Below are 22662 nucleotides of genomic sequence, written 5' to 3' on the forward strand. Positions count from 1 at the left end.
GATTGGATAATATGTCAGGGATGACCCACTCCGCCACTTCATCAAGCGACCGCGTTTTTCTGCTTCTACAGGGGCCACATGGCCCGTTCTTCAGCGCGCTTGGGCGCATGCTGCAAGATGCCGGCGCGCAGGTCTGGCGGGTCGGGTTCAATGCCGGGGATCGGGCGTTCTGGTCTGACACATCTACCTATATTCCGTTCCGCTACAAGCCAGAGCTTTGGCCCGAGACCCTGATCGATCTGATCATCCGCAAGGACGTAACCGATATCGTTCTGTACGGCGATACACGCCCGGTTCATGCCCGTGCTGTTGAAATCGCGCGATCCCGTGGCATAACGATCCATGTCTTTGAGGAAGGGTATCTGCGGCCCTGGTGGGTAACTTATGAGCGTTGGGGGTCCAACGGGAACTCCAGACTGATGTCGCTGGACGTCGCGGATATGCATCAGGCGCTGGAGCAATCCGATACGGCATCACCGCCGCCACCTTCGCATTGGGGAGATATGCGCCAGCACATCTTCTATGGCGCGCTATACCATTGGTTCGTTCTGTTCATGAACCGCCGCTACCGCAACTTCCGCCCGCATCGCGACCTTTCGGTCGCCAAGGAATTCAAACTGTATTTCAAGCGCTTGGCCCTGATGCCGTTTCACCGCCTCCAGCGCGGCTGGTCCACTTTGCGGGTACGCCGGGGTGCGTTCCCCTACCATCTTGTGCTGCTTCAACTGGGGCACGACAGCTCGGTCCAGTCGCATTCCGACTACGCAAGCATGAGCGCGTTTCTGGAACAAATGATCGAAGGATTCGCCAAGGGCGCACCGGGCCATCACCGTTTGGTGATCAAGGAACACCCGCTGGAAAACCATCGTGAACCGCTGCGCCGTCGGGTCCGCGATCTGTCCCGCAAGCACGGGATCGAGGGGCGCGTTCACTACGTGCCTGGAGGCAAGCTGGCCAAGTTGCTGGATGAAGCAAACTCGGCCGTCACCATCAATTCAACTGCAGGTCAGCAGGTACTGTGGCGCGGCATTCCGCTGCGGATTTTCGGCAGATCGGTTTACGACAAGCCTGAATTTGTATCGCAACAACCGATTGAAGACTTCTTTGCAGACCCCGAAATGCCGGATGCAAAAGCCTATCGCATCTACCGTCAGTTCCTTTTGGAAACCAGTCAGGTTCCCGGTGGCTTTTATTCGCGGCGGGGGCGCCGACAATTGCTCCGCCGTGCCGCGGATATGGTCCTGCGCGCGCATGATCCCTACCAGGCGGTTCTGAGGAACAACGAGGCACGCACGCCACAGTTGCGACTTGTCGAGTGAAATAAGGCATCCTCTGCTGGATGTTGCTGCCCAATCCGGGTAGTTTGCCCCCAACAAAAAGAAGTTTGAGGATCAGAGGCAGTGCAACGCTTTTCTACCCGAGCACTACGGGGGGTTACCCTTTTGGTTCTTTGCGGCCTTGTCGCCGCATGCCAGCTTCCCAAATCCGGCCCAAATAAATCAGAGATTTTGGCGGGCTCAGTCGAAAACGGCGGCAACGCCTTTGTGGTCGAAGTGGATGACCGCGTCACCAAGGCCACCTCCAGCATCCCGCAATTTGGGTTTTCTTCATCCTTCCGCAGCGCATCGAACGTGGCAGCAGATACCGTGCGCCCGGGCGATGTTCTGGGCTTGACGGTATGGGAAAACGTGGATGATGGCTTGCTGTCAGGAGAAACCGGTGCCGCCACCGCCCTGGAAGAGGTGCAGGTCGACAGTGACGGGTTCATATTCGTCCCCTATGCGGGCCGTCTGCGCGCGGCGGGCAATACGCCTGAACAATTGCGCGTGCTGATCACAAACGAGCTGAAAGAACAGACCCCTGATCCACAGGTCGAAGTGCGCCGCGTTGCCGGTGACGGTTCGACCGTGTCTCTGACCGGAACAATCGGCGCGCCCGGTATTTACCCGATCGAACGCCCGACACGCACGTTGCTGGGTATGTTGTCCCAGGCAGGGGGAGTAGCCGTTGGATCGGACATCGCACTGGTGACGCTGATCCGAGGCGACCAGAAAGGCACTGTTTGGTACGAAGACCTGTTTAAAAATCCCAATCTGGATGTCGCGCTTCGCGGTGGTGACCGCATCCTGGTTGAGGCTGACAGCCGCTCTTACATCGCGCTGGGTGCGACGGGTGGGCAGTCGCGGATTGCGTTTGACAGTCAAGATCTATCGGCGCTGGAAGCGCTGGCGCAGGTGGGTGGTTTGCAGGGCCTCTCCTCAGATCCGACGGGGATTTTCATCCTTCGGAAAGAAGGTCAGGACATCGCCCGCAGCGTAACAGGTCGCGCGGAATTGCAAGGGGATCAGCGCATGATCTACCTGCTGAATCTGACCGCGCCCAACGGTCTGTTCATCGCCCGCGACTTTGTCATCCGCGATGATGATACGATCTATGTGACCGAAGCCCCCTATGCACAGTGGAGCAAGTCGATCTCGCTGATCGCGGGTGGTCTGACACCGGTCGCAAACGTCGCCACACTGACCGGAAACTAACCCGTGTATCCAGAAACGGACACCGCAGCCGGGGCAAATCGCACCCGGCTGTTTGTTTATAATGGGGGGTTTCTGACCAACCGTCGCATACGGCGCATCCTGTCGTTGACCGGCTATGACATTCGCCTTGGCCTACCCAAACAGGCCGATACCGTTGGGGTCTGGGGCAACAGCCCAACCGCCCATCGCGGCCTGAGCATGGCCGAAAAATGCGGCTCCCCGGTCCTGAGGGTTGAAGACGCCTTTCTACGCTCTCTAAATCCCGGGCGCGCGGGCGAGCCACCTTTGGGGTTGCTACTGGATCAAACCGGGCTGCATTTCAACCCGTCCGCTCCGTCAGACCTTGAAACGCTACTGGCGACACATCCTCTGGACGATACCGCGCTGCTGAACCGCGCGCGCGGTGCTATTGCGCGGATAAAGGACCTTCATCTCAGCAAATACTCGGCTTTTGACACTGACATCGCGCCGCCTGATCCCGGATATGTTCTGGTCATTGATCAAACGCAAGGCGACGCCGCCGTGACAGCGAGCGGAGGCGACTATGCCCGGTTCCGCGAAATGCTGGTGATCGCGCAGGAGGAAAACCCGGGCGCGCGTGTCCTGATCAAGGCCCATCCTGAAACCCAAGCGGGCCATCGCCCGGGATACTTCAGCGATCAGGACCTCTCTGATCGTGTCTCGTTTTTGCATGATGCGCTCAGCCCGTGGTCCCTGTTGGATGGCGCGGTTGGTGTTTACACGCTGTCCTCGCAGCTGGGGTTCGAGGCAATACTGGCCGATCACAAACCCAGGGTTTTCGGGCAGCCCTTTTACGCCGGTTGGGGTTTGACGCTAGATGAGGTGCCGATCCCGCGCCGAACCCGGAACCTGACGCGCGCGCAGTTGTTTGCAGCGGCCATGCTGCTGTATCCCACATGGTACGATCCTTATCGGGACAGGTTGTGCGAGTTGGAAACTGTTCTGGACACGCTGGAGGCCACGACGCGCGCTTGGCGTCAGGATCGGCAAGGTTGGACAGCCTCAGGCATGCGGCTCTGGAAGCGAAAACATCTGCAGCAAATGTTTGGCAGACATCGCAAGGTTCAATTCAAAAGCACTGTGCCCACCACCCGCGATCGGCCGCATATGGTGTGGGCCAGTCAGTCGCGAGATGCCGAGGGGGTCATTCGTGTCGAAGACGGCTTTCTGCGTTCACGCGGGTTGGGTGCAGAGTTAATCCCGCCCCTGTCGCTGGTGACCGATGATCTGGGGATTTACTACGACCCCACGCGCCCAAGCCGCTTGGAAGAACTGATTGCCCAACGCGAGACCTTGCGCCCAGACCAGGAACTGCGAGCGGAGCATTTGGTGGCGCGCCTTTTGTCGGGTGGACTCAGCAAGTACAACATTGGACACCCTGCTCCGACCTTGCCCGAGGGGCATTGCATTCTGGTGCCGGGACAGGTGGAGGATGACGCCTCAGTCCTATTGGGCACCAGCAACATTCGCACCAATCTCGAACTGCTGCGTGCCGCAAGGGAAGCGAACCCGAACGCCGTTTTAGTCTATAAACCCCACCCGGATGTTCAGGCGGGGCTGCGAGAGGGGAAGGTCGAGGCTGAAGGTCTGGCCGATCTGGTTCTGGACGATTGCGATCCGGCCTCGGTGCTGGCGCATGTGCAAGAGGTCTGGACCATGACCTCGCTGATTGGATTCGAGGCCCTCTTGCGTGGGGTCAAGGTCACGACCTTGGGGGCTCCGTTTTATGCCGGATGGGGTCTGACCCATGATCTGGGCACAGTTCCCGCGCGTCGCGGTGCACGGCCATCGTTGATGGGGTTGGTCCACGCAACACTTATCGATTATCCGCGCTATATGGATCCGCTGACGGGTCAACCCTGCCCCGTCGAAGTCGCGGTTGAGCGTCTGGCTAACGGAGTACCAGCGAAAACAGGCCTGCTGAACCGCCTGCTGTCAAAGCTGCAGGGGGCTCTTGCCACGCATGCGCGCTTGTGGCGCTAAGTCACTGTGTGGATCGTCGCCAGCGGTGCAGGATATCCGCACCAATCGCGCGTGTTTCGATCAGCTCAAACCTCGGCGCGGCCTCAAGTGTCTCAAGACCCAATCGACCGACCGCAGCAAGCCCTTCGGCGCCAATGGTCAAACCAGCGGTGAAACCGACCAGTTCATCCACCATATCCGCCTCAAGCAGTGATGCGGCAAGGGCCGCACCGCCCTCGCAGAACACCCGTGTCAAACCAGCCTGACCCAATTGCTGTAACAGATCTGTGGCGTCGATATGGTGATCCCGCAGCGCGCAAGGGATCAGCCGGGCGCCGAGCCCTTCCCACGTGCGAGCGCGATCGGGATCGGGGCTTGGACCATGGCATATCCAGACGGGAACATCCTTGGCCGTGCGTGCCAGTTGGCTCATCAGAGGCAAATCCAAATGCCGCGATACGACAATCCGTGCAGGCTGATGTAAGACGCCCAAATCCCGCACGGTCAGCGAGGGGTCATCTGCACGCGCCGTCCCTGCCCCAACCATCACCGCATCATGGCGCGCGCGCATTGCGTGCACAGCGCGGCGGGCGGTTGAGCCCGTGATCCACTGGCTATGGCCGCTTTGCGTCGCGATCCGCCCATCAAAGCTGCTGGCCAGTTTCAGGGTGACAAAGGGGCGGCTTTGTTCTGTTTTTAGGAAGAACCCCGCCAAATCCTGCGCCGCCTGATCCGCCAGCACACCGGTCTCGACCTCAATCCCGGCCTCTCGTAGCATCGCGAAACCCTGCCCTGACACACGCGGATCGCTGTCTTCAAGCGCGGCCACGACGCGCGACACCCCGGCCTCGATCAAAGCGGTTGCGCAGGGGGGGGTCTGGCCGTGATGCGCACAAGGTTCCAGCGTCACATAGGCCGTGGCACCCTTGGCCGCCGATCCAGCCTGCGCCAACGCAACAGGTTCTGCGTGAGGCCGTCCACCCGGCTGGGTACAGCCCCGCCCGACAATGCGCCCTTCGCGCACGATAACACACCCGACGGCCGGGTTGGGCCAACACGACCCTTGACCACGCTGCCCCAATGACAGGGCCAGCGCCATAAATCGCCTATCTGTTTCGCTCACTCGTCCGTCAGAGGTTGCGGCGGTCGCAACTCGTGGACAAACTCCTCGAAATCATCGGCCGCCTGGAAATTCTTGTACACGCTTGCAAAGCGAACATAGGCAACGGTGTCGATCCGCGCCAGAGCTTCCATGACGATTTCGCCGATTTTGCTGGATGGGATATCCGTGTCGCCCATGCTTTCCAGCCGACGCACGATGCCCGAGATCATCTGATCGATCCGTTCAGGATCGACCGGCCGTTTCTGCATCGAGATACGGATCGAACGCTCCAGCTTGTCGCGGTCGAAATCTTCGCGCTTTCCATTGGTCTTGATCACCACAAGATCGCGCAGTTGCACGCGTTCATATGTGGTGAACCGGCCCCCGCAGGCCGGGCAAAACCGGCGTCGGCGGATCGCAACGTGATCCTCTGCCGGGCGTGAATCTTTCACCTGAGTGTCGATATTTCCGCAAAACGGGCAGCGCATCCGCCGTCTCCTCGTCCCAAGTTCGGCCTCTTTTTGTAAGCACTTTGGCTTACTTATCCACAACTATAGGGCAGCCGCTAGGATTTGGGTAGTCGGAATTTTCAACCCCTAGATAAAGGGTTATCCAAGATGCGCCGCAATCAAACGACGATGCGGTGCAGAGCGGTGTTCGAACAGGTAAATCCCCTGCCATGTCCCAAGACACATGCGACCCGCCGAGACCGGGATCGACAGCGAAACGGGCATAAGCGCGGATTTGATATGCGCGGGCATATCATCCGGCCCTTCATAGGTATGGCGCAGATAGGACATCGCGGGATGATCCGATGGCGGCACCAGTCTTTCGAAAAAAGCCTTCAGATCAGTCTGAACCTCGGGGTCGGCGTTTTCCTGTATCAGCAGCGAACATGAAGTATGGCGCACGAACAGTGTCAGAACGCCATCCTTCAAAGATGGGCCAAGCCAGCGATGCACATCATTGGTGAACTCATACAGGCCCGCGCCCTGAGTTTGGATCGCGAATTCAGTGCGCATCTATTCTGGCTCAGACCTTATTATCTAAAGAACGGGCGGGTATCGCATTTCGCATTTGCCCCTTGGACTGATATGCTGGAGCCTGCGGCAAAGCTTGATAAGACAAAACTGGGTTGTACTGGAGTCTCTGATGGCTCTTTGATTGTAAACTGTACCGCTGTTCTGCGTCCGGTGGTGACGCTAGGTCCATAGCCGCGCAGGACATAGATGCGGTCTTGCCAGCCCAAGCCCAGCTTTCGGCGCGCAAAATCTGCCGCCGCGCACCAATAGCCATCTGTGAACTGCTGAGCGCGCGGTATGACCTCAAAATCGGTGCTATTGATCGGCTCGGTTCGATACCCGTTCGGCGCCGCATTTGTTTGTGCCGCCAAGCCAAGGGTTGCGGCCACCGACAGTGCACATAAGATCGTCTGTTTCATCGTTTTGTCTTTTCGTTATTGCCTATAGGCCTAAGATAGGCCCCGGTGGTCCAATAGCTGCTGGGTTCACGATCAATTTAGTCGATTTCATCGGCGGCGTGAACAGGCGTCAGCCAGCCGTGATAGCGGATCAGCCGCCCAAGAAACGGAACCCGAGCGGACACATCAAAGACGTACCTTCCCTGATCGTCCTGCATCTCGAACGTCGAAGAACGCGGAAGAAGAATGGTCGGTACCGGCAGCCCCAATAGAGTCAAACGCTGGATGTCGACCTGCAACTTGTCCTTTACAATCAAGGTCTTAAGCCAGATGGATACATGGCCGAACCTTTCTCGCACGCACCTCGTATTGGGGTCATAACACAAGCGAGAACGCGTGATATGGCCCGCAAAATCGCGGGTCCAAAGCCAATGTTGACCGTCGCGCATCACCGTCACCCGAACCGGCACGTCACGTCCATTCCGGGGAAACCCAGCAAGGTTCAGCACAATGCTCGCCAAACGTCCACGCCCCCGCTGGATATCACAACGCCCTTCGTAAACGCCTTCGGCACTGTGCAGCTGCCGTACCGCCTGCGGCAGATCCGATTGCGGCGGCAGCGCTTGCAGAAACGGGTCCATTCGCCTCAGAATCCGCACGCTGTAAAACGCGACTGGACATCCGCATCCGGGACCATGCAGCTGTCGGTCCGCCCAAAGATGGCATAGCGATTGCGCGCGATGGCGTGATAAAGTGGGTCCTTTACAAAGCGCGGCAAATAACGGCACAGCGACAGGGCGCGCCAAGGGCCCGGCAGCTGCGCCATCGCAGCCGCAAAGGCATCCAGACGCTGATGTACCTTTTGGTTCACGATCACCAAGTTGGTTTCGAAGTCTTCTGTGGGCAGATTTAGCTGTCGGTATAGCTTTTGGCCCAAGGGTGATTGCGCTGTTGCAAACTGAAACACTTGCGCCCGGTCATGCCGTAGCATGAACCGAAAGAAGCCCGAACACAGAACACATTCCCCATCGAACACGATCAGGTTTCCAACATCCCATTCTTTTGAAATTTCAGAACCTTGCATAGGGTGGTTTCTTTCGGTCGAACCCGGCAAGGCAACGGTGTCATGCATCCTGGCGGTGGGCAATGCGACATGAAAGAACAACGGAAGATTCCGCCCGGACGCATCTGACGGACAAAGAAAAAAGGCGCCGTGTGCTCGGCGCCTTTGACTTTACTGATCCAGGAAAGATCGCAGTTTTCGCGACCGGCTGGGATGTTTCAGTTTCCGCAGCGCCTTCGCCTCGATCTGACGAATACGTTCGCGGGTCACGCTGAACTGCTGGCCGACCTCTTCCAGCGTATGGTCGGTGTTCATGCCAATGCCAAAACGCATCCGCAGAACCCGTTCCTCACGCGGGGTGAGCGAGGCCAGAACCCGGGTCGTCGTTTCCTTGAGGTTCTCCTGAATGGCGCTGTCGAGCGGCAGCACGGCATTCTTGTCCTCAATGAAATCGCCCAGCTGACTATCTTCCTCGTCACCAATCGGCGTCTCAAGGCTGATCGGCTCTTTGGCGATTTTCATCACCTTGCGCACTTTCTCAAGCGGCATCTGCAGCTTTTCGGCCAGTTCTTCCGGCGTCGGCTCGCGGCCGATTTCATGCAGCATCTGACGGCCAGTCCGAACCAGCTTGTTGATCGTTTCGATCATGTGAACCGGAATACGGATAGTCCGCGCCTGATCCGCAATCGAGCGGGTGATGGCCTGGCGAATCCACCAGGTCGCATAGGTCGAGAATTTATAGCCGCGGCGGTATTCGAACTTGTCCACCGCCTTCATCAGGCCGATGTTCCCTTCCTGAATAAGATCAAGGAATTGCAGGCCACGGTTCGTGTATTTTTTGGCAATCGAAATCACCAGACGCAGGTTGGCCTCGACCATTTCCTTCTTGGCCTGCCGAGCTTCTTTCTCGCCTTTCTGAACCTGCTGTACGATGCGGCGGAATTCTGAGATATCAAGACCGACATACTGACCGACCTGAGCCATATCGTTGCGCAGTTCTTCTACCTTGTCGGTCGAGCGTTCTATGAACATCTGCCAGCCCCGGCCTGGCTTTTCGGCCATATCCGCCATCCAGTTCGGATCCAATTCGCGACCACGATAGGCGTCGATGAATTCACGACGGTTGATCCGCGCCTGATCCGCCAGTTTCACCATCGAGCTGTCCAGCGACATGACGCGGCGGTTGATACCGTAAAGCTGGTCAATAAGCGCCTCGATCCGGTTGTTGTGCAGGTGAAGACCATTCACGAGCTCAACAATTTCGGACCGCAACTTCTGATAAGTCTCTTCGTCCTTGGCGCTGAACGTGCCATCTTCGTTCAGGGTGGCCGAAATCCGGCTGTCCTGCATTTCCGACAACATCGCAAAGTCGGTCGAGATGCGCTCAAGCGTGGTCAGAACCTGATCTTTCAGCGCCGCTTCCATGGCGGCCAGCGACATGTTGGCCTGATCGTCTTCGTCATCATCATCGTCATTGGCGATAGGGTTACCGTCCGCATCCAATTCCGGGCCAGTATCTTCTTTTGGCTTGGCAGCCTGTACCGCAGCGGTATCAACGACGGGTTCCTCAACATCGCCGTCCTCGTCCATCTGGTTCCCAAAGGTGGTTTCCAGATCGATAACATCTCGCAGCAAAATGTCTTCGGACAGCAATTCGTCATGCCAGATGGTGATCGCCTGGAAGGTCAACGGGCTTTCGCAAAGCCCTGCGATCATCGTGTTCCGGCCCGCTTCGATCCGCTTAGCGATGGCAATCTCGCCCTCGCGGCTCAGCAACTCGACGCTGCCCATCTCACGCAGATACATGCGGACGGGATCGTCGGTACGGTCCAGTTTTTCGGTGGCGGCACCGGCCAGCGCGACCTCACGGTTGCTGTCTGTCGTGGTCAGTTCGGTCGAGCCTTTGTTTTCTTCTTCCTCGGCCTCTTCATCTTCGATGATGTTGATGCCCATTTCGGACAGCATCGACATCACGTCTTCGATCTGTTCCGAGCTGACCTGATCAGGCGGCAGAACCTGATTGAGCTGATCGTAAGTGATGTAACCTTTCTCGCGGGCCTCGGCGATCATCTTCTTGACGTTGGCCTGGCTCATGTCCAGCGAGATTTCCTGTTCCTGCTCGTCGGATTTGCGATCTTCGTTTGTATCCTTGGCGGCCATTCAATGCTCCTGCAGGGATGGGTGATTCGTTGGAACCGAATCATTAGCGCGTGAAACTGATTCGGCCACCCGTTTACCTGTTTTTCTTTTCTAGTGCCTTACGAAAACATCACTTATCGACGTTTCCGCTCGAATTTGATCCCAGACATGATTGCTTCGAACGCGTCCTTCTCGTCGCGGTTGATTCGCGCGCCGTTGTCGGCGATGTCGAAAAGGGCTTTGTCCTCGTTCTGGCTGCGGCTTGCGCGGTTACGCTCTTCGGCGGCCTGACCCACCCGATACGTCAATGACTCGTCAGCCAAGTCGGACAACTCCTCGGTCGCTTCAGCAATCTCTGCATCCAATCCCTGGAGCGCTTTGATTTTCGCGAGTTCCTCGGCCAGCGTCATCTGGGCCTTTTCAACGTCGCCTGGTTTGAACACACAAGGGATCACAGCGACATGGCGAAGGCTCAGCAGGTTTTCAAGGGGCTCGGGCCCCAAAGTTTCGATGATGTGGTCTTTCAGATTGTCCGGATCATCGATCGCATGACGCAGAATGGCGTGGCGCAGCGCCGCGTGATCGGGATCATGGCAATCCATATCCTCCAACTGCGTTTCGAACTGCACCACCACATGCGGGTTCAGAACAGCGATGGCCAGAATGGCTGCTTCACGCATGTGGATGTCGGCATTGTCCGCAGACGCAAGGAATGACGCCCTCGCCCCGGCAGTCGCGGGCTGTTTGGGGGGCTGCCACTTGCCCCGTGGTTGCCATGTTCGGTTCTGTGGCTGGCGCTGCGGGCGGAACAGCTGCCAGCGCAAGTCTTTGATTTCCTGCCCATAGTGAGAGCGTATCGAAGGATCGCGGATCAGTTTGATCTTGTCGCGCAGCACCTTGTCCAATGCGGCCTTGCGTTCCGGGCTGTCAAAGACTTTGCCTTCGGTTTCACGCTGCCACAGCAGCTTAACCATCGGAATAGCCCCGTCCAGCACCTTTTGTACGGCCCCTGCCCCTTCGGCGCGCAGCAGGTCGTCTGGATCTTTGCCCTCGGGCATCAGCGCAAAGCGCAGGGACTTTCCGGCCTCCAACAAAGGAAGGGCCAAATCGACCGCCCGCATCGCGGCACGCAGGCCCGCCGTATCGCCATCCAAAGCGATGATAGGTTCATCAGAAATCCGCCAGAGCAGCTGCAACTGATGTTCGGTTATCGCAGTACCCAGCGGGGCCACAGACGCCCCGAAACCAGCCTCGGCCAGCGCGATAACATCCATGTAACCCTCGGCCACGATTAGCGGCTGGCCCTTCCCAGCCGCCTGCCGTGCGGGGCCGTGGTTGTACAGGCTCCGGCCTTTGTCGAATAGCGCCGTTTCAGGTGAGTTCAGATATTTCGCGTTGTCACTTGGGTCCAGCGCCCGACCGCCAAAGGCGATGCATCGCCCACGCGGGTCGCGGATCGGGTACATGATGCGGTTGCGGAACGTATCATAGGGCTTTTTGCCCTTGTTCGACGGTTTCGCCAGCCCGGCATCCAGGATCAATTCCTCTGCCACGTTCTTACCGCGCAAGTGATCCCAAAGTGCTTGCCAACCATCGGGGGCAAAGCCGATTTCCCACCGGTCCAATGCTTGCGCATCCAAACCCCGGCGCGTCAGGTAATCGCGTGCGGCACCCCCCGCCCCGGTTTTGAGTTGCAGACGGAAGAATTGCACTGCCTGCTCCATCACCTCAGCCAATTGAGACCGGCGATCCTGTTTCTCTTGCGCCTTGGGGTCGCGCGCGGGCATCGGCATCCCGGCTTCACGCGCCAAAATCTCAACCGCTTCGATGAACGAGACATTCTCGGACTCTTTCACAAAGCTAATCGCATCCCCTTTGGCGTGGCAGCCAAAGCAGTAATAAAACCCTTTCTGATCATCCACATGGAATGAGGCGGTTTTTTCATGATGGAACGGGCATGGCGCCCACATATCCCCTTTGCCCTGATTGGACTTGCGCTGATCCCACATGACCTTGCGCCCGACGACCTGAGACAGGCTGAGCCGGGTGCGCAATTCATCCAGAAATCCGGGGGGCAAAGACATCTATCAAACCTGCCAGAAATGAAAACGCGCGCCAAGGGGATGGCGCGCTTATCCACAGCGAAATGATCCGATTGTGGATTATTGCTGCAGGCAGAGCTCCAGCCAAGCCGCGCCTAGGTCCTTTTTGCGGACATCGCGCATCTTCTGTTCGTATACCCAAGGCGTGATCAATGGAACCGCAGCATTGTAGTTTTCGGGCCAGGTGGGGCTGCTATCCGCGACCGCTTGTGGAACGTCTCGCTCTTTCACCTTATCCAATCGCGCTTGCTGGATCGCGGCCACCACATCCGCCTGATACTGGCAGCTTTGTTCCTTGGTTTCTGCCGCGGCCAGAGGTGTGGCAAGAACGGCGGCAGCGATGGCGATACGCAACATTGGGGTCTCCGGGAATCGTTGAACTAGCGGTAGCTTAGCCGCCCTGCGCCGGGCCTGCCATTGCCCATTTTCTGACCGGCAGTTCAGGATGGAGCGAGATGCACGCCCCATCCATATGCAATCAAAGGCCCTTGGCCCGATAGCTGTTTGCAACACGATCAATCGAAACGATATAGGCTGCGGTTCGCAGATCCTCGACATCGTCACGGCTGTGCCAGACTTCACGCATCGACTGATAGGCAATGCGCATGGTGTCATCGAGGCCCGACCGAACAAGCTCCAACTCATCCGCGCCTTTCAGATATTTCGACTTGAAATCCGGAGACATCGTCCAGGCATCGCCAAGATAGCGATCCAGCCGCTCCAACTCGCTGACGATCAACTCATGCCGCGCCTCTTCCTGACGCCGCTGCATCCGGCCAAAGCGAATATGGCTGAGGTTCTTGACCCATTCGAAATAGGACACCGTCACACCACCGGCGTTGGCATACATATCCGGAATGATCACCGTACCCTTCTTTCGCAAGATCTCATCCGCACCAGCGGTGACCGGGCCGTTCGCAGCCTCGATGATCAGCGGGGCCTTTATACGTTCGGCATTTTCCAGATTGATCACACCTTCCAAGGCAGCCGGGATCAGAATGTCGCACTCCGCCTCAAGCACAGCGCCTCCTTCGGCCGAATGCGTCGCATCCGGATAGTCTTTCACGCCACCATGTTTGACGATCCATTGGCGCACAGCTTCGACATTGATGCCATCGGGGTTATAGAGCGCCCCATCCCATTCGATGATACCCACGATAGTCGAGCCGTCTTCTTCGCTCAGGAACTTGGCCGCGTGGTAGCCCACATTGCCGAGCCCCTGAACCACAACGCGCTTGCCATCCAACTTGCCCGACAGACCGGCCTTGGCCACATCTTCGGGATGGCGGAAGAATTCGCGCAGCGCATATTGGATGCCACGCCCGGTGGCCTCGACCCGCCCGGCGATTCCGCCGGCATTCAACGGCTTACCTGTCACACAAGCCCGCGCATTGATGTCGGTTGTGTTCATCCGCGCATATTGGTCAGCCATCCACGCCATCTCACGCTCGCCCGTGCCCATGTCGGGCGCGGGTACGTTCTGGGATGGGTTGATCAAGTCACGCTTGGCCAGTTCATAGGCGAAACGACGGGTGATCTGCTCCAGCTCATGCTCTTCGTATTTTCGGGGATCGATGCAAAGCCCGCCCTTCGAACCACCAAACGGCGTTTCGACCAGCGCGCATTTGTACGTCATCAGCGCTGCCAGTGCCTCGACCTCGTCCTGATTCACCGCCAAAGCATAGCGAATACCGCCTTTCACCGGCTCCATATGCTCGGAATGGACCGAGCGATAGCCGGTGAAGGTATGAATGTCGCCCCGCAGGCGCACACCAAAACGAACTGTGTAGGTTGCGTTACAGACCCGTATCTTCTCTTCCAGCCCCGGGGGCAAATCCATCAGGGACGCCGCCCTGTTGAACATCAGATCAACACTCTCACGAAAGCTGGGCTCTTTGATACCGGTCATAAAATCCTCCATACCGGGAACTGACAAACGTCATGACGTTTTGTCGCACCACTTGCAGCGGGCTGCAATCAACAACTGCACTTTTTTTCATCACTTTATGAACGCGGGATTACCAAGACCTTCCCTGAGTCGCCCGGTTAAGACTTTTGACCAAATTGTCCACCTCAGCGAAACAAAGCTGCGCACGACCGCGAAACTGAGGCTGTTTTCCATTCAATAATAGCATCATAGTGACATAAGTGCCCAATTCTCGCCACGTTCCAAGGCTAAAAAATTAAAGTTGCGAACGACTGGAAGCAGTGTGCCTAGCCGGCAGAGGAACGCGGGATGAAGATGTTAAAAGGGAAGTCGATTCTGGAGAAATCAAAGCGAGCAAACGAGCGTGGTTTGCCGTCGCGCGATTTTGCCCGGTCCGAAGATGGAACGATGACCATCTTTACACTTGGCCTGATCATGATCGTGTTTGCCGTCGGCGGCTTCGCAGTTGATATTCAGCGTTTCGACCACGAGCGCGCACGCCTGCAATATTCCATGGACCGCGCAGTGCTTGCGGCCACTGATCTTCGACAGGACCTTTGCCCAACCGTCGTAATCAAAGACTATCTCGAAAAAGAGAATCTGGGCCAGTTTCTTGTTGAAGAATCTATCGTTATCGAACCTGCCAATCTGTGTGGTTCGAGTGCCGTGACCATCGAAGGCTTCCGCCGCGTACAAGCGCGTGCGGAGATGGACGTGGCGATGCATTTCATGCAGTGGTGGGATGTTGACTACATCACAACTTCTGTATTTAGCGCGGCAGAAGAAGCCCTTGGGAATGTAGAAATCTCTATGGTTCTCGATGTGTCAGGCTCGATGAACAGCAACAGCCGACTGACGACACTGAAGCTTGCGGCGCAAGATTTCGTGCAGGAAATGGTCGACAAATCCGAAGACGGCAAAATGTCGATCTCTATCGTTCCTTATGCGACCCAAGTCGCCCTGCCCGACTCGATGATGGACTATATCAACACGTCTGGTGTGAACCCGCATGCCAACTGCATCAACTTTACCAGCAGTCAGCTTCAGGGCGGCGTGTTTGATCTGAACCTTGTTTATGATCGCACGCTGCACTTCACGGCATGGGGCAACTACGACCAGCGTCCCAACAACGACAATCTTGTCTACAGTGAAATCTGTGAGACCGATGAGAATCGCGAGGCGATGGTTTTCCAAAAAGATGCGGATTTGCTGAAAGGCAAAATTGCGTCGTTCCAGGCGGCAGGTAACACATCTATTGACCTGGGTGTTAAGTGGGGCCTGGCTCTGCTCGACAATAACATGCAACCGGTTATTCAGCAAATGGCCGCGGCTGGCGATGTCCCTGCGGAATTTGCAACCCGTCCAGACAATCCAAGAAGCGGCGACACCCTTAAGGTCTTGATCCTGATGACCGATGGTGCGAACACAACCCAATACCTGACTAACGATCCCTATCGCGATGGTAAGTCAGGCGTGTGGTGGAATGATCGGATTAACGACTACGTATCTTATGCTGATCTTGATGAAAGCGATGAGATCACTATTGAGTTTGGCACCGACTATATCTGGCCTGGCGTCGAAACAGTCGAATGGGATTCGTCAGATGGGGGCGGTTATTGGGTCAGAGATCGGCTTCAGCCCAGCGGTTATGGCAACACGATCGTGAACAATTCGACTCTGACATATGAAGATGCCGGCAGCTTGGAAGAGGCACAAGCAGACGATCCGACAGGTAGCTACGTACGTGGGTTCATTCAGTACCGCTGCCTCTCGTTCTCTTCTGGCACTTGCTACAATGTTGATCGAGATACGCGACGTGTCAAAACCTACCAAGAACTGGACGTTGAACCATCCGTGCACTTGACCTGGCCCGATCTTTGGGAACGAACCACACGCCTAAACCTGTACTACCAGTTCCGTGACTACTACGGCTCGAGCTGGGCGTATGACTTCTACTATGATGCTGTCTCTTCCAGTGGCCGTAGCACCAAGGATCCGCGCGTCAGATCGATGTGCGACTATGCTAAACAGCAGATGGGTGTCGTGATCTTTACGATCTCGCTGGAAGCGCCATCCGCAGGCCGCGCTATCATGCAACACTGCAAAACAACCGACGCGACCTACTACGAGGCCAGCCCAGACGATCTGCCTAATGTCTTTGCTTCGATTACATCGAGCATCCGGAATCTGAGGTTGACGCAATGATCAAACGCCTGACCCAAAAACTGCGCCGGTTTCGCCGCAACGAAGAGGGCATGGCCACGATCGAGTTCGTGTTCTGGTTCCCGATCTTCATGATCACCACCTATTCAGGCGTCGAGATCGGAATCGTGGCCTACAACCATGCAAACCTTGAGCGTGCTCTGGATGAAACCATCCAAGATGTCCGTATGAACAGGATCGAAGTCTATGATCAAACGCCCGGTGCGCAGTGGACTCATACGCTGTTGAAGCAAGTCGTTTGTGATAAGGCCGGAGCTATCCCGAAATGCTTTGACAACCTGGCAATCGAGATGACCTCGATCAATCCATTCGCCGCCAGCACGGTTCTAAACGGTAGCTTTCAGCAACCCTACTGCGTTGACACGCCTGAAGATATCCGTGGTGGCGACGGGGATGAGCCATTTTTTGATCCAGGCACTTCGAACCAATTGATGATCATTCGGGCATGTGCCGAGATTGATCCTCTGTTCTTCGGGACCACTCTGGGCCGACTGGCACGCCATGATCCCATTGATGACCAGTATGAACTGCATGTAGCAACGGTGTTTGTCCATGAACCGTTTTAACGCATCCCTTCCCCGTACCGCCGCCAGCTGGCTTGGTCGCTTCTGGCGTAAGGAAGACGGCATCGTCAGTATTGAAGCGGTAATGGTCTTTCCGCTTCTGTTCTGGTCGATGTGGACGTCATACACCTATTTCGACAGCTACCGGCAAAGCGCCAGCAACCTTAAGGCTGCATTTGCTGTTGCGGATATTATTTCGCGTGAAGATCAGCAGATCACGAAGCAGTACATTACAAACCTGTACGAACTTCAAAAATTCATGATCTCCGACCGCTCGGCAGTATCGATGCGTATCTCATTCGTACGGTATGATCAGGACCAAGATCGCCACTTTGTGCTTTGGACCTGCCCGCGCGGCGAGAGCTTTGAGAAGCTGGACAACGCGACACTGCTGACTGAATACAAAGACAGAATACCTGTCATGGCCGACAGGGCGGTGATGATCCTTGTTGAAACAAAAGACTGGTACACCCGTCCGTTCAAGATCGGCTATGGAGACCATTCCTTTGCGATTAACAAATTCATGTTCACTCAGCCGCGTGGGCTCACCAATATAACAGTGGCCGACCCAGACGACTGCTAAGCCTCATCCCTTTCAAGCAATAGGGCCGTGAGTATCTCTGACATAAACTTCGCCTCAGAGGCGGCAGTCATGCCGCCTACGCCAACGCGGCGTCCGAGGCGCCACCAAAGTCCCGGCGCCCAACTGTTGGAGGTTTTTGCCCGCGTACGCACCAGAAACCCATTGGAGGGTTTGAAGGCGAACACGCCCCGGTCGACAGCCTCAATCTCATCGACACGCGCAATTAGACGCCCTGCCCCGGTGCGCAGTTCCGTGCGCGTCAGCTCGATCCGGTCTTGGGTCGCCTGCCAGACACTATAGGCCAGCCACAGCGCCACACCACCGACAACAATCAAGAACACCTGCCAGACCAGCTCGGGCGGTGTGGACAGCGCGACGTACAAAACCAAAACACCAACCGTGCCAAGCATAAGAACCCCGATCCAACGTCTTGGCGCTGAGGCCTCAATTGTGGCCAGTACTTCGTCCTGCATTCTGTTCTCCTGTAAGCTCGGGCCTTCCTTTACCCGCATTCGCAGCAGAACAACAGGGGCCTGATACACGCGCAAAATCGCACAAAGCCGGTGAATCCGTGCGAATTGACCGCGACCAAGCAAAGGTTACATGCTGGGCAAAGGAATAGGAGGCACCCATGTCCCTGAGACCCACATTGGAAACCCGCAAAGCCATGCCCACCACGGAAGGCGCTGGCGTCAAACTGCATCGCGCGTTCGGCTTTCAGGATCCGTCCGAACTGGACCCGTTTCTGTTGTTTGATGACTTCCGCAACGAACGCCCACAGGATTACCAGGCCGGTTTTCCCTGGCATCCTCATCGCGGGATCGAAACCATCACTTATGTGCTGGCTGGAACGGTCGAGCATTCGGATTCGCTGGGCAATAGCGGTTCGCTGGGTGCTGGCGATGTGCAGTGGATGACCGCTGGCTCTGGCATTCTGCATCAGGAGATGCCACACGGAAACAGTACAGGTCAGATGCACGGTTTCCAGCTTTGGGGGAATCTGCCCTCGGCCCAGAAAATGACCGCGCCGCGCTATCAGGATGTGCAAAGCAAGGATATCCCTGAGATCATTGATGATGACGGTACAATCGTGCGCGTGATTGTCGGAGAGTTCTGGGGCAGAACCGGCCCGGTGGATGGCATCGCGGCGGACCCTCAGTACCTGGACATACAGATACCGGCCGGCGTCAAAAAGACCTTTCGCATAGACACGTATCGCCGCGCTTTTGCCTATGTCTTTCAAGGACAAGCTGCCTTTGCCGATGCGTCTCGGCCAACCGGCGTGCTGCTTGAGAAAGAGGTTGCCGGGGAAGAGGTAAACATCCGCGACATGTCCGGGGATCGTACGCTGGTGCGCTTTGGCACAGGAGACGAGGTCACCGTTCAGGCCGGGCCTGAAGGTGTGCGTTTTTTGCTGATATCAGGCGCGCCAATTGATGAGCCTGTCGCCTGGCATGGTCCTATTGTGATGAACACGCGGGCCCAGCTGGAACAGGCTTTCAAGGAACTGCGCAACGGCACTTTCATTCGTCCGGCGCATTGATCAATGGGGCGGCCTGATCCCCGTCAGGCCGTCACCGCGCGGCGCACCATGTCCCAATAGACCTGCTCGACCTCATCCAGCGACAAGCGCCCACCAGCGCGATACCACGTCATCACGCCGTTTAGCATGGCGATAACAGCGAGTGTGGCGATCTTGGTATCCGCAATGGCAAAAAGCCCGGACCGCTGCCCATCACGCAGGATCTTTTCCACCGCGTCCTCATAGCTTCGGCGCAAATCCTCGATCTCTGCAAAATTCTCAGGGGTCAGGTTGCGCAACTCCATATAGGCAATAAAGACCTCATCTGGGCGCTCCAGATGGAAACGGATATGGAAGCCGACAAAGCCGCGCAATGCCTCTTGCGGATCAGAGGACGTATTCAACGCGGCATAGGCCTGCAACAGGTCGTGCATATGCTCGCGCATCAGGCGGAACAGCAGGCTCTGCTTATCCGGCGTATAGTTATACAGCGCCCCGGCTTGCACGCCGACCTCTTTGGCGATCTGCCGCATCGACACCGCCGCATAGCCGTGGCGGGCAAAAAGCCTGAGCGCCGCGCTGCGAATACGCGGGCCTGTGATGTCGGAGTGAGAACCCTGGGTACGTGCCATAACAGATACCGTATCTGAACAAATGTTCAGATAGAAGCCCGCTTGAAACAATGCGTTAAAACGTGCATCACGGAACCAGACTGTGACCGCGAGAGCCTATGCCAACCAAAGCCCTGCCCCTGCTGATCCTGACGCTGACCCTAACGGGCTGCGCGGATATTCCTGAGCTGGACGGCTCTGAGTCGCGTTCGGTGCAAAAGGCCGCTTACCCGCCCCTGATCCCGCTGCAGGACTCGCTTGGCACACCGGTTGATCCGGCCCTCGAAGCAACCGAGGTCGAGGAAGACTTAAACGCGCGCGCCGAAGCGCTCAGGAAAAAGGCCGAAGCGCTTCAAAACGCGCCAACCAACTGACACGTGACGCCTTGGCAACCCTGTGACGGATTGCACCCCCGGCCTGAACCCGCTAAGGCAGCGCTGACCGGATGACAGTCCGGTTTCAGAGTATGTCATGCGGAAAGGAACCCACGGAATGACACAGGCGCTGCGGCTTGGAATTGCGGGCTTGGGAACAGTTGGCGTGGGTGTCGTCAAGATCATCCGTCGTCATGCCGATCTGCTTGAGGCGCGCACGGGGCGTCGGATCGAAATCGTGGCTGTGGGCGCACGCGACCCCAACAAAGACCGGGGCGTGAACCTGTCCGACTATGCATGGGAGACCGATCCGGTCGCCTTGGCCCAGCGTGATGATGTCGATGTCTATGTCGAGCTGATGGGCGGCGAAAACGGCGCCGCGAAAGCGTCGGTCGAGGCCGCTTTGGTCAGTGGCAAAGACGTCGTCACCGCAAACAAAGCCCTGCTGGCCATCCATGGTCAGGCGCTTGCTGAACAGGCCGAAGCCGCGGGTCGGGTGATCCGGTTTGAAGCGGCTGTTGCTGGTGGAATTCCCGTCATCAAATCCCTGACCGAGGGTCTGGCGGGCAATGAGATTACGCGCGTTATGGGCGTCATGAATGGCACCTGCAACTACATCCTGACCCGGATGCAGTCTCAACGTCAGGGCTATAACGCGCTGTTCGATGAATGCGCTGAACTGGGATATCTTGAGGCCGATCCGAACCTGGATGTCGGTGGCATCGACGCAGCACATAAACTGGCGCTGCTGTCGTCAATTGCGTTCGGCACCAAACCGAATTTCGACGGGATCGAGATCGAAGGTATTCAGCAGATCAGCCTGGATGACATCGATCAGGCGCATGACATGGGCTTCCGCATCAAACTGCTGGGTGTGGCGCAACGCACCGCGCGCGGTCTTGAACAGCGCATGCAGCCCTGCCTGGTCCCCAGCGACTCGCCGCTGGGCCAATTGGAAGGCGGCACCAATATGGTGGTGATCGAAGGCGACGCAGTGGATCAGGTTGTCCTGCGTGGCCCCGGTGCTGGTGAAGGCCCCACCGCCAGCGCGGTGATGGGCGATGTCTGCGATCTGGCACGCGGCCTTCAGATTTCGACCTTTGGCCGACCCGCAAGCTCGCTTGAGGTCGCAACCCCCGCCGTCACTGGCCTGCCTGCGCCCTACTATCTGCGTCTGGCCTTGCTGGACAAACCCGGTGCGTTGGCCAAGATCGCCGCCATTCTGGGCGATGCGGGCGTCTCGATCGACCGGATGCGCCAGTATGGACACAGCGAAAGCACCGCACCGGTTCTGATCGTAACGCATAAGACAACACGGGCGACACTGGATGTGGCCCTGGACGGGTTCCGGGCAACTGATGTTGTTGCGGGAGAGCCCGTCGCGCTGCGGATCGAACAGGTCTGACCCCTTGCAGCCTGCGCCCCGTGCAGGCTATGCCAGACGTAACGTCATTGCCGACCAAAGGAATACATCGCATGAGTGCTGCCAAGATCGATTTTAACGACCGCCTGTTGTCATTGGGGCTTGCGCGCGTCGCAGAACAGGCGGCGCTTGCCTCTGCCTCGTTGGTGGGGCGCGGGGATGAGAAAGCTGCAGATCAGGCCGCAGTCAATGCGATGCGTGAGCAGTTGAACCTGCTGGACATCGCAGGCGTCGTCGTCATCGGCGAAGGTGAGCGCGATGAGGCTCCGATGCTGTATATCGGTGAAGAGGTTGGCACCGGGAATGGCCCCGGCGTGGACATCGCGCTGGACCCGCTGGAAGGGACCACTTTGACCGCCAAGGACATGCCCAACGCGCTGACCGTCATCGCCATGGGCCCGCGCGGTTCGATGCTGCACGCGCCCGACGTTTACATGGACAAGCTGGCCGTGGGTCCGGGTTATGATGACGGCGTTGTTTCGCTGGACATGTCCCCGCGCGAGCGTGTGGAAGCCCTGGCCAAGGCCAAGGGGTGCGAGCCCGCCGACATCACCGTCTGCATTCTGGAACGCCCGCGTCATGAAGCGATGATTGCCGAAGTGCGCGAAACCGGCGCTTCGATCCGCCTGATCACCGATGGCGATGTGGCTGGTGTGATGCATTGCGCCGAAAGCGAAACCACAGGGATCGACATGTATATGGGCCAGGGTGGCGCGCCCGAGGGCGTGTTGGCCGCAGCGGCACTGAAATGTATGGGCGGTCAGATCTTTGGCCGGTTGCTGTTCCGCAATGATGACGAACGTGGGCGCGCCGCTAAGGCGGGTATCAAGGAACTGGACCGCATCTACACCCGCGATGAGATGGTGACGGCGGATGTGATCTTTGCCGCAACCGGCGTGACCGGCGGATCGCTTCTGCCGCGCATCAAGCGCGAACCCGGCTGGCTTGAGACAACAACCTTGCTGATGCGGTCCAAAACCGGATCTGTGCGCCGCATGTCCTACCGCACGCCGATGTGGTCGCACACCGACGCCTAAGCGGCTTGCGCCGCCACCTTCGGCGAGAGTATTTACAAAAGATGAAGAGGCCGGAT

General features: G+C 57.5%; 22 protein-coding genes. 10 read left to right on the forward strand and 12 right to left on the reverse strand.

The window, feature by feature from the left end; translation table 11 throughout:
• Positions 1 to 20 precede the first annotated feature (20 nt).
• The 3 genes from AC2FFE_RS02060 to AC2FFE_RS02070 all read left to right on the forward strand — a co-directional run bounded on the left by AC2FFE_RS02060 (position 21) and on the right by AC2FFE_RS02070 (position 4538).
• Positions 21 to 1319: a capsule polysaccharide biogenesis protein gene (locus AC2FFE_RS02060; protein ID WP_496845716.1), complete on the forward strand. Its 1299-nt coding sequence runs from the start codon at positions 21 to 23 to the stop codon at positions 1317 to 1319.
• An 81-nt stretch (positions 1320 to 1400) separates the two neighbouring features.
• The gene (locus tag AC2FFE_RS02065; protein ID WP_496818686.1) at positions 1401 to 2534 is read left to right on the forward strand and encodes a polysaccharide biosynthesis/export family protein; all 1134 of its coding nucleotides are present in this window, start codon (positions 1401 to 1403) and stop codon (positions 2532 to 2534) included.
• Positions 2535 to 2537: 3 nt separating this feature from the next.
• Positions 2538 to 4538: a capsule polysaccharide biogenesis protein gene (locus AC2FFE_RS02070; RefSeq protein ID WP_496845717.1), complete on the forward strand. Its 2001-nt coding sequence runs from the start codon at positions 2538 to 2540 to the stop codon at positions 4536 to 4538.
• Position 4539: 1 nt separating this feature from the next.
• Here AC2FFE_RS02070 and ribD read toward each other — a convergent pair whose 3' ends face one another.
• The 10 genes from ribD to AC2FFE_RS02120 form a co-directional block, all read right to left on the reverse strand.
• Positions 4540 to 5640, reverse strand: a complete 1101-nt coding sequence (gene ribD / locus AC2FFE_RS02075; protein WP_496818688.1) for a bifunctional diaminohydroxyphosphoribosylaminopyrimidine deaminase/5-amino-6-(5-phosphoribosylamino)uracil reductase RibD — start codon at positions 5638 to 5640, stop codon at positions 4540 to 4542.
• Positions 5637 to 6107, reverse strand: a complete 471-nt coding sequence (gene nrdR / locus AC2FFE_RS02080; protein ID WP_496818689.1) for a transcriptional regulator NrdR — start codon at positions 6105 to 6107, stop codon at positions 5637 to 5639. The genes ribD and nrdR overlap by 4 nt, the downstream gene beginning before the upstream one ends.
• Positions 6108 to 6227: 120 nt before the next feature.
• Positions 6228 to 6641: a secondary thiamine-phosphate synthase enzyme YjbQ gene (locus AC2FFE_RS02085; protein WP_496818690.1), complete on the reverse strand. Its 414-nt coding sequence runs from the start codon at positions 6639 to 6641 to the stop codon at positions 6228 to 6230.
• A gap of 20 nt (positions 6642 to 6661) precedes the next feature.
• The gene (locus tag AC2FFE_RS02090) at positions 6662 to 7060 is read right to left on the reverse strand and encodes a hypothetical protein (protein WP_496818691.1); all 399 of its coding nucleotides are present in this window, start codon (positions 7058 to 7060) and stop codon (positions 6662 to 6664) included.
• Between the two features lie 77 nt (positions 7061 to 7137).
• Positions 7138 to 7680 carry a DUF4166 domain-containing protein gene (locus tag AC2FFE_RS02095; protein WP_496845718.1) on the reverse strand — a complete coding sequence of 181 codons (543 nt, stop codon included), beginning with the start codon at positions 7678 to 7680 and terminating at the stop codon, positions 7138 to 7140.
• A gap of 5 nt (positions 7681 to 7685) precedes the next feature.
• Positions 7686 to 8123: a thiol-disulfide oxidoreductase DCC family protein gene (locus AC2FFE_RS02100; protein ID WP_496845719.1), complete on the reverse strand. Its 438-nt coding sequence runs from the start codon at positions 8121 to 8123 to the stop codon at positions 7686 to 7688.
• A 150-nt stretch (positions 8124 to 8273) separates the two neighbouring features.
• Positions 8274 to 10262, reverse strand: a complete 1989-nt coding sequence (gene rpoD / locus AC2FFE_RS02105; RefSeq protein ID WP_496845720.1) for an RNA polymerase sigma factor RpoD — start codon at positions 10260 to 10262, stop codon at positions 8274 to 8276.
• A 113-nt stretch (positions 10263 to 10375) separates the two neighbouring features.
• Positions 10376 to 12325: a DNA primase gene (gene dnaG / locus AC2FFE_RS02110; protein ID WP_496845721.1), complete on the reverse strand. Its 1950-nt coding sequence runs from the start codon at positions 12323 to 12325 to the stop codon at positions 10376 to 10378.
• A gap of 78 nt (positions 12326 to 12403) precedes the next feature.
• Positions 12404 to 12700 (reverse strand): hypothetical protein, encoded by a 297-nt coding sequence (locus tag AC2FFE_RS02115; RefSeq protein ID WP_496818696.1) that lies wholly within the window; start codon positions 12698 to 12700, stop codon positions 12404 to 12406.
• Positions 12701 to 12821: 121 nt separating this feature from the next.
• Entirely contained in the window at positions 12822 to 14252 is a 1431-nt protein-coding gene (locus AC2FFE_RS02120) for a Glu/Leu/Phe/Val family dehydrogenase (protein WP_496818697.1), read from the reverse strand.
• 327 nt (positions 14253 to 14579) lie between these two features.
• On the opposite strand from AC2FFE_RS02120, the gene AC2FFE_RS02125 reads away from it, so the two are divergent.
• The 3 genes from AC2FFE_RS02125 to AC2FFE_RS02135 are packed head-to-tail and all read left to right on the forward strand — an operon-like array spanning position 14580 to position 17639.
• Positions 14580 to 16475: a Tad domain-containing protein gene (locus AC2FFE_RS02125; RefSeq protein WP_496845722.1), complete on the forward strand. Its 1896-nt coding sequence runs from the start codon at positions 14580 to 14582 to the stop codon at positions 16473 to 16475.
• Positions 16472 to 17059: a TadE/TadG family type IV pilus assembly protein gene (locus AC2FFE_RS02130; protein WP_496845723.1), complete on the forward strand. Its 588-nt coding sequence runs from the start codon at positions 16472 to 16474 to the stop codon at positions 17057 to 17059. Before AC2FFE_RS02125 ends, AC2FFE_RS02130 begins: the two co-directional genes overlap by 4 nt.
• Positions 17046 to 17639, forward strand: a complete 594-nt coding sequence (locus AC2FFE_RS02135) for a TadE/TadG family type IV pilus assembly protein (RefSeq protein WP_496845724.1) — start codon at positions 17046 to 17048, stop codon at positions 17637 to 17639. The genes AC2FFE_RS02130 and AC2FFE_RS02135 overlap by 14 nt, the downstream gene beginning before the upstream one ends.
• On the opposite strand, the gene AC2FFE_RS02140 is transcribed toward AC2FFE_RS02135, so the two are convergent.
• Positions 17636 to 18112, reverse strand: coding sequence for a hypothetical protein (locus tag AC2FFE_RS02140; RefSeq protein ID WP_496845725.1), 477 nt, complete (start codon positions 18110 to 18112; stop codon positions 17636 to 17638). The two genes, AC2FFE_RS02135 and AC2FFE_RS02140, sit on opposite strands and share 4 nt — an antisense overlap.
• Positions 18113 to 18270: 158 nt before the next feature.
• Here AC2FFE_RS02140 and AC2FFE_RS02145 point away from each other — a divergent pair, with 158 nt between their 5' ends.
• On the forward strand, positions 18271 to 19182 hold the full coding sequence (locus AC2FFE_RS02145) for a pirin family protein (RefSeq protein ID WP_496818703.1): 912 nt from the start codon (positions 18271 to 18273) through the stop codon (positions 19180 to 19182).
• Between the two features lie 23 nt (positions 19183 to 19205).
• Here AC2FFE_RS02145 and AC2FFE_RS02150 read toward each other — a convergent pair whose 3' ends face one another.
• A complete protein-coding gene (locus AC2FFE_RS02150) occupies positions 19206 to 19793 on the reverse strand; it encodes a TetR/AcrR family transcriptional regulator (RefSeq protein ID WP_496818704.1) in 588 nt (195 codons plus the stop codon).
• A gap of 98 nt (positions 19794 to 19891) precedes the next feature.
• Here AC2FFE_RS02150 and AC2FFE_RS02155 point away from each other — a divergent pair, with 98 nt between their 5' ends.
• The 3 genes from AC2FFE_RS02155 to glpX all read left to right on the forward strand — a co-directional run bounded on the left by AC2FFE_RS02155 (position 19892) and on the right by glpX (position 22606).
• A complete protein-coding gene (locus AC2FFE_RS02155; RefSeq protein WP_496818705.1) occupies positions 19892 to 20146 on the forward strand; it encodes a hypothetical protein in 255 nt (84 codons plus the stop codon).
• A 118-nt stretch (positions 20147 to 20264) separates the two neighbouring features.
• Complete coding sequence (locus AC2FFE_RS02160) at positions 20265 to 21551, forward strand: homoserine dehydrogenase (RefSeq protein WP_496818706.1); 1287 nt, start codon at positions 20265 to 20267, stop codon at positions 21549 to 21551.
• A 71-nt stretch (positions 21552 to 21622) separates the two neighbouring features.
• Positions 21623 to 22606 carry a class II fructose-bisphosphatase gene (gene glpX / locus AC2FFE_RS02165; RefSeq protein WP_496818707.1) on the forward strand — a complete coding sequence of 328 codons (984 nt, stop codon included), beginning with the start codon at positions 21623 to 21625 and terminating at the stop codon, positions 22604 to 22606.
• The last annotated feature ends 56 nt before the right edge of the window (positions 22607 to 22662 follow it).

It is taken from the genome of Ruegeria sp. YTSA168, assembly GCF_059610045.1.